Annotated in this window: 9 protein-coding genes; 6 read left to right on the forward strand and 3 right to left on the reverse strand. The window is 47.5% G+C overall.

The window, feature by feature from the left end; translation table 11 throughout:
• Positions 1-380, reverse strand: a 380-nt coding sequence (locus EHN07_RS20725; RefSeq protein WP_244202426.1) for an Ig-like domain-containing protein, incomplete at its 3' end; no start/stop codon positions are given.
• Positions 328-1,938 (reverse strand): retention module-containing protein, encoded by a 1,611-nt coding sequence (locus EHN07_RS17015; protein ID WP_244202427.1) that lies wholly within the window; start codon positions 1,936-1,938, stop codon positions 328-330. The genes EHN07_RS20725 and EHN07_RS17015, both read right to left, overlap by 53 nt.
• Before the next feature lie 402 nt (positions 1,939-2,340).
• Between EHN07_RS17015 and EHN07_RS17020 the strand changes: the two genes are divergently transcribed.
• The 3 genes from EHN07_RS17020 to EHN07_RS17030 all read left to right on the forward strand — a co-directional run bounded on the left by EHN07_RS17020 (position 2,341) and on the right by EHN07_RS17030 (position 7,331).
• A complete protein-coding gene (locus EHN07_RS17020; RefSeq protein WP_124025227.1) occupies positions 2,341-3,684 on the forward strand; it encodes a TolC family outer membrane protein in 1,344 nt (447 codons plus the stop codon).
• A gap of 115 nt (positions 3,685-3,799) precedes the next feature.
• Positions 3,800-5,971 carry a type I secretion system permease/ATPase gene (locus EHN07_RS17025; RefSeq protein WP_244202429.1) on the forward strand — a complete coding sequence of 724 codons (2,172 nt, stop codon included), beginning with the start codon at positions 3,800-3,802 and terminating at the stop codon, positions 5,969-5,971.
• Entirely contained in the window at positions 5,958-7,331 is a 1,374-nt protein-coding gene (locus tag EHN07_RS17030; RefSeq protein WP_124025229.1) for an HlyD family type I secretion periplasmic adaptor subunit, read from the forward strand. Before EHN07_RS17025 ends, EHN07_RS17030 begins: the two co-directional genes overlap by 14 nt.
• Positions 7,332-7,436: 105 nt before the next feature.
• Here EHN07_RS17030 and EHN07_RS17035 read toward each other — a convergent pair whose 3' ends face one another.
• A complete protein-coding gene (locus tag EHN07_RS17035; protein WP_244202428.1) occupies positions 7,437-8,012 on the reverse strand; it encodes a helix-turn-helix domain-containing protein in 576 nt (191 codons plus the stop codon).
• Positions 8,013-8,795: 783 nt separating this feature from the next.
• Between EHN07_RS17035 and EHN07_RS17040 the strand changes: the two genes are divergently transcribed.
• The 3 genes from EHN07_RS17040 to EHN07_RS17050 all read left to right on the forward strand — a co-directional run.
• Complete coding sequence (locus tag EHN07_RS17040; protein ID WP_124025231.1) at positions 8,796-10,094, forward strand: sensor domain-containing diguanylate cyclase; 1,299 nt, start codon at positions 8,796-8,798, stop codon at positions 10,092-10,094.
• A gap of 124 nt (positions 10,095-10,218) precedes the next feature.
• Positions 10,219-12,444, forward strand: a complete 2,226-nt coding sequence (locus tag EHN07_RS17045) for a sensor domain-containing phosphodiesterase (protein ID WP_167467330.1) — start codon at positions 10,219-10,221, stop codon at positions 12,442-12,444.
• Between the two features lie 491 nt (positions 12,445-12,935).
• Positions 12,936-13,490: flagellin N-terminal helical domain-containing protein (locus tag EHN07_RS17050; protein WP_482764108.1), on the forward strand; the 555-nt coding region annotated here is incomplete at its 3' end.

Below are 13,490 nucleotides of genomic sequence, written 5' to 3' on the forward strand. Positions count from 1 at the left end.
CCGTTTTCATCCGTCACCACCTCACCACGGAAATCGTGGCCGTTGACGCTGACCACCACATGGTCGCCCGCCTGCGCATCACCGGAGACCTCACCGGAAATCATCGTCGGCATACGGGATTCGGCGGCGTTCACCACATTATCACCGGCAACGGTTTCGATAGTGCATGCATTATCGGCCTGCGTATCCAGCACCACCGTTTTATGCTCCACCGCAATCGCGGTGTTACCGGCATTATCCGTACCGGTCACCATCACCTGCACATCGTTGCTGCCTTCGTTCAGCGCAGCCGTCGGTACCGGCACGCTGTAACGCAGCTGGCCGTTTTCATCCGTCACCCTTACCACGGAAATCGTGGCCGTTGACGCTGACCACCACATGATCGCCCGCCTGCGCATCACCGGAAACCTCTCCGCTGATAAGCGTCGGCATACGCGACTCCGCGGCGTTAACGGTGTCATCGCCCGCCACGGTCCTAATGGTCAAATGGCTTTCGGCCTGGGTGTCGAGCGTAACAATTTTATGTTCGATGGCAGTGGCTTCATTCCCTGCCGCATCATGGCTGACAACCTGCACCTGTACATCGTTGGCTCCTTCGTGAAGGAGACTCGTCGGCACCGGCACTTCGTAGCCCAGCTGACCGTTATCATCAACCACAACGCCATGGAATTGCTGCCCCTGGACGGTGACGGTTATCGGATCGCCCGCTTTGGCATCGCCACCCACTTCGCCAGCAATCAGAGTTGGCAGGCGGGATTCATTGGCGTTCACAATGTCATCCCCTGCCACAGTCGCGATAGTGACAGCGTTATGAATATCAAGATCGATATCAACCGTATGGTCGCTTGAAGCCTGAGTGGTGTTTCCTGCCGCATCGGTTGAGGTTACCGTGGCATGAATATTTGGGTTAGCCAGCAGTCCCTGGGTAGAAACGTTAATCTGGTAACCCAGCTTGCCATTGCCCAGATCGATAACGACATCGTTATATTGCTGACCGTTAACCGTCAGGGTGATTTGATCGCCAATTTTGGCGTCACCGGAAACGGTGCCGTGGATTGAGGTCTGCGCTTCGCGGGATTCCGCAATATTGATAACGTTATCAGGGGTGACGCTATCGATAGCGATCTGATCCTGCAGGCCAACAGTGTCAATCAGCGCGTCAATAGTGCTTGTTGCAGTACGGCCTGAGACGTCCGTAGCCGTTGCTATAACGGTAATATTACCCTCATGTAAACTGCTTAAATCTGGATGGGCTGTCCAGTGACCATTGTTCACAGGAACCTGAAGCGTAATAGTGTTTTTTTGGCTATCGGTAAAGGTGAGGGTGACGTGATTTTGATTACTGCTGCCGCTGATATTGGTATTGTTTATTTCGTTTTTGTTAATGTAACCATCGTTGCCGGCAAAATCGTCTATATGAACAAGCGGAGGGAGAACCGGAGAGGAACCAGAAGGGCCGTTTATGGTGAAGCCATTCTCAGGGAGGTTAAGTTCTGGCGTCGGCACTCCCAAACCTGCGGTATTAAAACCCGCAGTAGGATCAACGATTTGCCCCGTCAAATCCAGCTGCACCAGAGTGTGTCCACCCCCGCCCCCTTCAATCTGTACCGGAGGTTCGTTGCCGGCAGCGGTGGCTTCTAACGCTTGCGTCGGGTCAGCACCGTCGGCAATGGCTTTCTGTAACGATGCGACATCCTGGGAATCATGATCCGCGTTGTTGACCGCGTTTAAACCATGCTCTGTCCAGTGGCTGTTACGCCCGAGATCGAGCGTTTTACCGTTCTCCAGCGCCACACTCACGGCACCGCTATCTCCGGTAACAATCTCCTCGCCGCTGTAGATTCTGTCGCCTTCCTTCAAGAGACGCTGTGAGCCGTCTGCCTCAACTACATAAACCAGACCAATGACAGCCTTAATCACACCAAGTAAATTGCTCACCGTTACCTCTCTTGAATTCTTTCGTTATTTTTATAAATGCCACGATAAATTAAATAATTAATAACATTATTCTTTCACTTCATTCGCGCCCATAGAACGGTCAAAAAACGTCCATTAATGGACATTTTTTCTGGCAGGAGGTGAATAAATGTAGAAAAAAACACAGTTATTAGAACTCGATTAGCCGAGGCTTGACTGAGCGTTAAATATAATCAAAAATGATGAAAAGTGAAACATCACATTACAAAACATTAAATGTCATTTCGAATGAAAGCCGTATTTAATGTAACCAGGTAAACACCTCTGCGCTTGTTAATTAATATGATGTTTCGGGTTAAGGCAAGAATGGAAATAAAGCGTTATATAGGGATATCATTAACATGCGTAATAAGGCGTTAAACAATGCAGAAGTTCTCCCTTTTTATCCTTGGTTGTTTATCAATCCCGACTGTTAACGCAGAAAGCTTGCAACAGACTGTTCAGCAAGCATTATCCAGTCATCCAGAAGTCAATGCCTCGGTAAACAGCCGTTACTCTGCAGAACAAGATTTACGCGCCGCTCGAGGTGGCTACCTCCCATCACTAAATTTAGATGCTGAAGCGGGCCGCAAAAACATCAACGATGCGACGACGCGCGCAGGCGGCAGCAACAAAGGGATGAATCTCTCTCCTAACGATGCCACCGTTAGCCTTAACCAGAACGTATTCGATGGTTTTGCCACATCCAGCGAAGTTAACCGTCAGAAGGCAACCGTCGATTCTCGCGCTTATAACGTTCTGAATATTAGTGAAACTACCGCATTTCAGGTGGTTCAGGCCTATCTCGACGTGCTGCAACGTCAGGAATATGTACGCCTTGCAGAAGATGATTTAGCCAACCATGAGCGCATCTATGACCAGATCCGGCTGCGTACCGATCAAGGCGTGGGCCGTTCAGGTGACTTGATGCAGGCTGAAGCTCGCCTGGCTCAGGCGCGCAATAACCTGCTGACCGAACAAACTAACCTTGAAGATGCCAATACGACCTTTATGAGCGTGGTTGGCGCAGCGCCGGAAAACCTGAGCCTGCCGGAAAGTATTGAGGCCATGCTGCCAAAATCACTGGAAGATGCCAAACGCATTATGGAGGCTAACAGCCCGCTGTTGAAATCCGCCAATGCCGATATTCAGGCGGCTCGTCAGCAGTACGAAGCATCAAAGTCAACGTTTTATCCACGCGTTGACGTAGCGCTTTCGCGCAGCGTCAGTAATGACAGCGACACGACGCGCGCCCACGCGGAAGAGTGGCAGGCGATGGTAAAAATGCATTACAACCTCTACCAGGGCGGCAGCGATAAAGCCGCGATGCAGTCCCGCGCCTATCTGCAAAAACAAGCTCAGGACGTACGCAATAACACCCTGCGTCAGATGAATCAGGAAATAGGTCTGGCATGGTCGGCATTAAAAAGCGCCAGAGATCAGATCCCTGCGGCGACTGATTATGCCGATCGCAGCGTGAAAGTGCGTACCGCCTACCAGGATCAATTTAGTTTGGGTGAACGCACGCTTTTGGATTTATTAGACAGTGAAAATGAAGTATTCTCAGCGAAACGTCGTCTGGTTGAATTGCGTTACCTGGAAATTTCCTCCGGTTATCGTATTTGCGCACGTACTGGCGAATTATTAAAAGCCTTGAAAATTAACCCAGTACCTGCAGGTCAACCCATCGACTCCCCGGAAGATAACTCATTACCTGAACTCAATTAGCATTCATACTACTGAAATAGTTCCCCCGGGAACTATTTCAGTATCCGTTCGTTTTATGGCTTGCTAAAAAGTTGCGGCAGGAACATTCCTATCAATGAATTCACAAGTTGAACAAATGAATACAACGTCAGAGGCTCCTGCAGTTGAGGAGCCGCATTATCATGACCCTCGTAGCCGCAATGATGACCCCTTGCTTGATTGCCTGCTGGTGCTTTGTTCCTTGCACGGTAAATCCGCCAGCCGCTCAACGTTAAGCAGCGGACTACCGCTGGAGAACGATCGCCTGACGCTGACAATTTTGCCGCGAGCGGCTGCACGCGCGGGCTTAAAAGCACGAGTGATTAAACGCACGCTCAATAAAATTCCCGCAATGTCTCTGCCGGCGATCCTTACGCTGCGTGACGGCGGCGCTGCGGTACTGCTCGGCTGGAACACTGACGGCACCGCCCGGATGATGCCAAGCGAGAGCGAAGGTGGTGAAGTCACGATTGGCGCACAGGAGCTAGAGCAAAACTACGCCGGCCAGGTCATTTTCGCCCATCCGCGCCATGAGTTTGACCTGCAGTCAGAATCGTTCCTGCCGCGTACCAAATCCTGGTTCAAAGACACCCTGATGCTGTCGCGCTATCTGTACATGGATGCGGTTCTGGCCAGTCTGCTGATTAACCTGATTGCGCTGGGCACGCCGCTGTTTACCATGAACGTATACGACCGCGTGGTTCCCAATCACGCCACGGTGACGTTGTGGGTTCTGGCCGTAGGGATTTGCCTGGCATTTGTGTTTGATCTGATTTTAAAAATGCTGCGCGGCGTCTGCCTGGATATTGCCGGTAAAAAAAGTGACCTGATTATCTCCGCTACGCTGTTTGAGCGCATCACCGGTATGGAGATGAAAGCTCGTCCTGCACGCGTGGGGAGCTTTGCACAAAATATTCATGAGTTTCAGTCGCTGCGTGATTTCCTCTCATCGTTGACGCTGACCACGCTTATCGATTTACCCTTCACGCTGGTGCTGCTGCTGGTGATTGCCATTATCGGTGGCCCGCTGGCATGGATCCCGTTACTGATCTTCCCTATCGCCTTGACGATCAGCTGGGCGTTGCAAAAGCCGGTCAATGCCGCCGTTGCCAAAACGATGAGTCTGGCCAGCGAACGTCAGGCATTGCTGATTGAAACGCTCAGCGGCCTTGACGCTATCAAAGTTAATAACGCGCAAAGCGAACGTCAGTATCAGTGGGAACAGACGCTGGGCAGCCTGAGCCGCCTGGAGTTACGCGTTAAAACTCTTTCAAGCTTTGCCAGCAACCTGACCGGCTGGTTCCAGCAGATGTCTGGCGTCATCATGATTATCGCCGGCGTGTATATGATTATCGACGGCAAGCTGAGTATGGGTGGCCTGATTGCCTGCTACATGCTTAACGGCCGGGCGCTGATGCCAATGGGGCAACTCACCGGCCTGATAGCCCGCTACCACCAGGCGCGTATGACTATCAAAAACACCGAACAGATGATGTCGATGCCGCAGGAGCGTCACGAGCATGAACATCCTCTGAAGCGTGAAAGCTTCCGTGGCAGCATTGAATTTAAAGATGTTGATTTCAGCTATCCCGAGCAGAAAAACCCTTCACTGCAAAAGATTAACCTGATCATTAAGCCTGGTGAACGCGTCGGTATTATCGGCCGTAGCGGCTCGGGCAAAAGCTCGCTTAGCAAACTGATCATCAATTTGTATCAGCCAAGCGCCGGCAATATTTTGATCGACGATGTGGACGCGCGTCAGCTGGACGTTAACGATTTACGCCATAGCATTGGCTACGTCCCGCAGGACATTCAGCTGTTCAATGGATCGCTGCGCGATAACCTGATTTGTGGCGCCCGCTATGTCGATGACGAAACGATGCTGCGTGCCGCAGAACTTGCTGGCGTCAACGAGTTCGCCCGTATTCACCCTGATGGCTACAATCTGCAGGTGGGCGAGCGTGGTATGCAACTCTCCGGAGGCCAACGCCAGGCTGTCGCGCTGGCTCGCGCGCTGCTGCTTGAGCCGCCCGTTCTGCTGCTTGATGAACCAACCAGCTCAATGGACAACACCAGTGAAGATAAGATCAAACAAGGCCTGCTGCCGTTTGTGGCCGATAAGACCCTGTTGCTTGTGACTCACAAAGCATCAATGCTGACACTGGTTGATCGCCTGATTATTATTGATAAAGGACGCATTATTGCCGATGGCCCGAAAGCTATCGTGATGGATGCGCTGAAGAAGGGTCAAATCAATGCGTCTCGTTGAGTTATTTACACGTTTACGCCCGCAGCTAAAGCGCTATTTCCAGGGGCGCGATGAGAACCAGGCCGATAATATTAACGAGGTCAGTCACGCGCTTATTGATGATTCGCCGCGGGTGATTCGCCTGACGCTCTGGACTATCCTGGCATTAGTGGTGCTGGCGTTTGTGTGGGCGGGATTTGCCCAGCTTGATGAAGTCACGCGCGGTGAAGGTAAAGCGATTCCTTCATCACGCCTGCAAAAAATACAGAACCTGGAAGGGGGCATTGTCACCGAACTGTTTGTTCATGAGGGGCAAATTGTTGAAGCGGGCGCGCCATTAATCCATCTTGATGACACGCGCTTTGCCTCAAACGTGGGTGAAACAGAAGCGGATAAGCTTGGTCTACGGGCGAAAATTGACCGTCTGACGGCGGAAGCTGAAGACAAAGATTTTGTTATCTCTGATGAGATTGCGCAGAAGGCGCCTGCGGTTGCGCGCGGCGAAGTCGATCTATTCAACAGCCGCCGCCGCCAGTTCCAGAACGAAATTGAAGGTCTTCAGGAGCAGCTTGTTCAGAAGGAACAGGAACTGCGCGATTTTCAGTCCAAACAGGAACAGTACAAACACAGCCTGCGTCTGTTGCAGCAGGAAATCAAAATGTCTGAACCGCTGCTGGCCTCTGGTGCCATCTCTAAAGTAGAAATTCTGCGTTTGCGCCGCACCGAAGTGGAAACTAAAGGGCTGCTGGACTCCGTGACGCTTTCTATTCCTAAGTCGGCGTCTGAGACGAAAGAGATTGAAAATAAGATTGGCGAAAGCCGTAACCGCTTCCAGAGCGATGCGCTTTCGCAGCTTAATGAAGCACGAACCAACCTGAGTAAAGCTGAAGCCACGGGCAAAGCGCTTGAAGACCGGGTAAATCGCACCATGGTCGTGTCACCCGTTCGCGGTGTGGTGCAGCAGATTATGGTTAATACCATTGGCGGTGTGATTCAGCCAGGCAGTGATTTAGTCGAAATCGTACCGCTTGACGATTCGCTGCTGATTGAAGTGAAAATCCAGCCGCGCGATATTGCCTTCCTGCACCCAGGACAGCACGCCATGGTGAAGTTTACCGCTTACGATTACACCACCTATGGCGGTCTGAATGGTGAACTGGTGCAGCTGAGTCCTGACACCATAACCGATAAAGAAGGCCACAGTTACTACATTGCACGCCTGCGCACGGACAAAAACTACCTGGGCACTAAGGAGCATCCGATGGTGATCATTCCAGGTATGGTTGCCTCGGTAGATATTCTGACCGGTAAGAAATCTATCCTGAGTTATCTGCTCAAGCCGATCATACGTGCGAAAGCAGAAGCTTTGCGCGAAAGATAGAAAAGTCATCAGAGACAAAAAAGCCGCAACGTCATAGATTGCGGCTTTTTTTTGGTTTCCAGCCCCCTGCCCGCAGCATTAAAACATCAGGCCAGGGTTTTGGTTTTATTGGCAGGTAAACGCAGAAAGCTTCCCGCGGTTAAGCGTTAATTTTCCTTCGTTGGCTAACTCCTGCAGCACCTTATGAATGGCGCTACGGGAAATGTGGTTTCGGCTGAGAATAAACGTATAAACCGATGTTTTATCACGAATTTCAGGGTCCATAGACCAGATATGCTTCACATGCTCAATCACGATTTCGCGAATGGTTTTATGCGAGCGTAAGTTTTCGCGCTGGAAATAACGTTGCAGATGATTGGTTAAAATATCAAACGCATGCATCCATAAATTTTTGCTGGTCAGCATCTCGTTAGCATTGCCTGAGCTCATCACCCACATCTCACAGTCGGTGTCGCAACGCAGGTAATGAGACATCACATCATTACGCATCTGTGCCAGACCAAGAATTGCGGGTGCGGTAAAAGTCACCGTAACCAGGTCGTTTTCCACCCGGTAAACCGAGACAGAGCCTTTCTCCAGATAAAATATGCTGCCGTCCCTTTTCATTTCAATGCGCTGACGTTTCTTTCTCAATGAGAAGTAGGCGGTTGCAGATTTTTTTATCTCGTCTCCAATGAGCATGACAGATTCATCAAAATTAAGAATAGGCATCAGCTTCTCTTACTCTGGTTATGGGATTGAGATGACCTCCTGTGCAAAGCAGACGAGATAACCTCATGCAATCAATGACCCGCTACGGGTAACGTATATCAATATAGAGCATGACGACAGATCTGCGCTGGGTCGTTGAGGATGGCTGGATGGTAATTTGCCATGAATAACCCGATCATTTCCCAACTCAACAATATTCCATGCCCGTAAACAAACCTATACTTTACCAAAATCTAATTTCTAATCGGCCAATAATCACCCACAAGCATCACTTCATAGCGTATAGTTTTCTCAACCGTAACAACTGCCATGCCATAAACAGCAGGAAATTAAACAACCTGAAAAATAATATATAATAAATTCAACAGCCAAACAATGAAGATCACAATTATGCCATCCAGATTATTTTTAGATATGGCATAAATAATATACACACCAGAGTTGCCCCCTGCTGAATATTAGCTGAGACCATTTATTCAATAGGCATCATCCCAATACTATGTAACATTATCAGCAAAAGTGACGATTTAGTGTGAAAAGTAACGTGACAAAATCACCGGTGCCGAACAGAACAAAGTTAAATCATTTCAGCTACGGTTACGGCCAGTTAAAAAAACAATCCTCTGGCTCTCTTCTCTTTATGAAAAACATCAAAAAAAAACTTGAAGATAATAAGCAGCACGTTATTATCAAGTGGCACATTAAGATGATAATAAACACGCATCCCTTCCAGAAGTAAATACTAAGTTAAATATGTTATTTAATTACGATCTCTTATTAATATTGCTCGCAATGATTATTGCGAGCCTGGCTTTTTATGTTTCTTTTTGGCTATGTAAAGCTGGGGCGCGTAAAAAACATTACTGCTGGCCTTTATTTAGCGGGCCGACAATGGGCTGCGGCATATGGGTTTTGCACTATATGGTGATGCAAGCGCATCCTCATAGCCATGCCATAAGTTACAACATTAAGATAACCCTGGCTTCGCTACTGCTTGCCGTTATTGGCTGCACCCTGGGATTTGGCTGCCTTTTATTCAAAAAATTGCGTAAAAATCACTATATTATACCAGCAGTTATCTTTTCTGCCGCCGCCGCATCCATGCACTATCTGGGAATGGCTGCCATCATCAATATAAGTGGCAGGCCTGTTAGTAGCCTTCAAATCATTCTGTCGTTGATCGTTATTTTTGTCACCTCATTACTAATGCTGCGCTTAACCCATTTGATGCTGGTGATGGCCAATAAAAATGACAGTTATGCCAATTCCTACCGGCTTGGTGCTACCGTGACTCTGTGTACTGGCGTAGCGTTAATGCACTTTATTGGTACATCTGAAGCCAATATGTCCTCTATGGTGCTATCGCCAGTGGCTGGAAGCCATACCGATCATATTGAAAACACGATAGCCATGACGATGGTGATACTCATTGCTTTGGTTTTCATCATGGCTATCTTCATTTGGTTTGTTAATTTTAAAAAACATTTAAGCAACGAACTTCTGAAGCGAGAATTAATTGCCAAAAATTTGCAGTTAAAACAGATGACGCAACATGATTCATTAACTCAGTTACCGAATCGGCTCTACTTACAAAACTATCTTAATATGCTTTTCAAAAGCCAGATAACGCCATTATTTATCATGTTCATTGATCTTGATGGTTTTAAACGCGTTAACGACGTCTGGGGCCATGCTGTAGGAGATGAATTGTTGGTGAGCATCGCACATGCGCTCAGGAGCGTGGTGGGTAGTGAAGGTTTTGTGGCGAGAATTGGTGGCGATGAGTTTATTATTGTTGTTAATCAGCAAGCAAAAGAGGCTGTTATACGGTTAGCACAAGAAATATTAACTAAAATTTCAGTCAGTTACCACCTCTCTGCAACTAAAGTAGATTTTATCTCTGCCAGTATCGGTATTGCTGTTTACCCTGAGCATGGGCGTGATGTTGCGACGCTGCTAAAAAAAGCAGATGTCGCCATGTATTACATAAAAGACAGAGGGAAAAATAACATCATTTTCTACAATGAAATTGAGATGACGCTCCCGATGTAAAACTACTTACGCAGATATTGATGAATAGTTAATACGTTCGAGTATCAGCGATACTCGTTTCTAAGCAATGGATGCTGACAGATCGTTCCAGTAAATGGAATCAGGAAACCATAAGCAGACATTGATGATGAATTTTATTTCTTTATATAACAAACACAAAGATAAATGGTGGGCATTACCATTTGTGCTGCCTTTCCTGCTCTATCCCATAACTCAATATTTGAGTGCGTATGGGCAGGTTAATGACTATGAAATACCTTTTTATTATCTAAATATGGCCCTGATGACAGCGCTCACCATGATTTATGGCGTTAAGGCGCTGCCGGGGATCATGCTATGCCTGTTTTACCGCGTCTATCCAGACCGTGGTTTTGAGCCGGCAATAATGTCATTAATCCACTACTTTACTTCCGCTGCCATAAGCTGTGCAGGCTATTACTATTTTACAGGTAAACGTGGCGTTGCCAGTTTTGGTCGTTATAATCTCACCTGGCAGCGAATTTTCTGGTTGGTATTTGTTAATGCCACATTATTTCTCCATTATTACCATGCTGAACTCTACCTTGGGCTATTCGGCATACATGGCTCACAAATGTATGTTAGCCCGTTTACCACCAGAACATTAATAAACTATCAGGGAATGCTGGTTGGCAATATGACCGGGTTGCCAATGTGCTATTTGGTTATTCGCTCGATCCGCACGCCTACATATCTGGGTAAGTATTTCCGAAAAATACGCAGCCAGGTCGCAGAAGATTTACGGCTACCAGAATTGCTTTGCTTTTTTGGTTCATTAATAACGCTAACGATGCTAATGGTATTGCCAAGAAGCCATACGTTAATGCTAATGAATTCTGTGTATACCCTGACATTATTACTTCCAGTAATGATATGGGGAACCTTGCGCCTCGGGCATGCTGCAATTTCATTAGTATGGTGGGTTCTTTTAATCGTCCTGTGTAACAACTTTCACAGCTATATACCCGAAGATGCGAACTATCAGCTACATCTTGCTGTTGCTTCTTCTTGCTTTGTTGCGTTCTCAATAACGATTACGTTAATGGCGATAAATATTTCACGCCAGCGCGCTTTGAATATTAAAACCAAACGTTTAACAAGCATTGACCCCATTGTACACTTACCTAACTTATTAGCGTTAAATTCCGACCTGAATAAAAATACGGTTTCTATTTTATGCCAGTTATATATCCCGGAACTTGAATTATTAGGCCGCCATTATGGTTTACTAATGCAAATCCAATACAAGCAGCAACTCGCACACTTCTTACAGCCGGTACTGGGTAAAGGCGAAGTTATCTATACCAACTCGGTACTTGATTTAATTATACGTTTATGCCCCTTACATGCTGAAAAACGTATTGATGAACTGCATAACCGGGCAAAAAAATTCCGTTTTATCCGCGATGGTGTAAAGCTTTATCCGCAAATTGGCTGTAGCTATTGCATTATTAATTACCCGGTTGGGCACCTCTATTTACTGATTGGCGAACTGCGCGCCCTGGCTGAGATTTCCCTCGCCACAAACCTGCCTGTGGATATGAGAAAACAAAGCAGTCGCCTGGTGCAAAATCAGGTCAAAGTTAAAGTCGACATGATGAATCAACTCCAGCGTGCGCTTGAGTTAGGCCGCTTTATTTTAATGGCACAGCCAATAGAGAACAAAAATGGCGAGCGCTATCATGAAGTTCTTCTGAGAATGCGCGGTAACCGTGACGAAATTATTTTTCCGGATACCTTTTTGCCTCTGGCAAACGAGTTTGGCGTGTCTTCAGATATTGACCTGTGGGTTTTAAACAATACCATGAAGTTTATGGATAAGACCCGTAACAGCCAGCCCAATCAGCGCTTTGCAATTAATCTGACGCCAGCCTCTATTTGCCGTATGGATATGGCAAATCTGATTGAAAATATGCTTGTGCAGTACGGTATTGCCCCCGAACAGATTGTTCTGGAAGTGACTGAAACCGATGAACTCACCAACAATCAGCAGGCGGTTAAGACGCTGGATGCATTACAGCGGCTGGGCTGTAAAATCGCTATCGATGATTTTGGTACGGGTTATGCCAGCTATGCGCGACTGAAGAACATGCATGCAGACATACTCAAAATTGACGGCAGTTTTATTCACAATATCCTTTCCAGCGAAATGGATTATAAAATCGTCCAGTCTATCTGCGAGCTGGCAAGAATGAAAAATATGACATTAGTGGCAGAGTGTGTCGAAACAGATGAGATTCGTAATACCTTGTTCGCTATGGATATCGATTATATCCAGGGGTACTTAATCGCCAAGCCTGTACCTATTGAAAGCTTACAAGCCACGGTTTGAATATTAACAATTGAAAGCAATCGCGCCAGATTTGATTTCATACCGGTAATCAGATCCTGGCGTCACCTAACGCATCAGTCCGGTTGTCACTCGTTGATTTCAGCTAACTCTTGAGCTGTAAGCAACGAGCAGAGATCAAGAATATCCTGCGCCAGCTTCACTACCAGCCGCTACCAGACAGAAGAATTTACCCCATTCCTTGCACTACGGGCAACATGCCAGTGGCAATAGGGCCTGTCCGGAAGAAAGTCAACTATACAGGTGCTACACACCACCCAGTTACTGCCTCCGAGCCTTATTCCATGAAAAGGCGGCATATCTGACGCTATTTTACCAGTTAAGCACAGGTATTTAAAAAATCCCGAAAAAATACTTTAGCCATTTTAAGTTCCACCGATATTTAGATAGGTGAATAACATATTACATCACTCTGTCTCAGGCACTTTATTAAAAGCCTGGACGTTGCATTATAAATATCTGAGGAACTTCCCATGTCACAAGTTATTAATACTAACGCACTGAGCCTGCTGGCCCAGAATAATCTGAACAAATCCCAGTCTTCCCTGGGAACGGCAATTCAACGTTTGTCATCCGGCGTTCGTATCAATAGCGCCAAAGACGATGCGGCGGGCCAGGCCATCAGCAACCGCTTTACCGCCAATATTAACGGCCTGACTCAGTCATCCCGTAACGCCAACGACGGTATTTCTATTGCGCAGACCACCGAAGGCGCGCTGAACGAAGTCAACGACAACCTGCAGAATATTCGTCGCCTGACCGTGCAGGCTCAGAACGGCACCAACTCTACAACTGACCGCGAGTCCATTCAGTCTGAAATTGACGCGCGCATGGCGGAAATCAACCGTATCTCTGAACAGACGGAGTTTAACGGCGTGAAGGTGCTGAGCTCCGACCAGACCCTGGATATTCAGGTTGGTGCCAATGATGGCCAGAGCATCGGCATTAAGCTGAACAAAATGGATGCCACCACCCTGGGGATGGATGGTTTTAAAGTCACCCAGCAGAGCCCTCTGAAGGAAGGTGAT

The organism is Buttiauxella warmboldiae, from assembly GCF_003818135.1.
Classification (GTDB): domain Bacteria; phylum Pseudomonadota; class Gammaproteobacteria; order Enterobacterales; family Enterobacteriaceae; genus Buttiauxella; species Buttiauxella warmboldiae.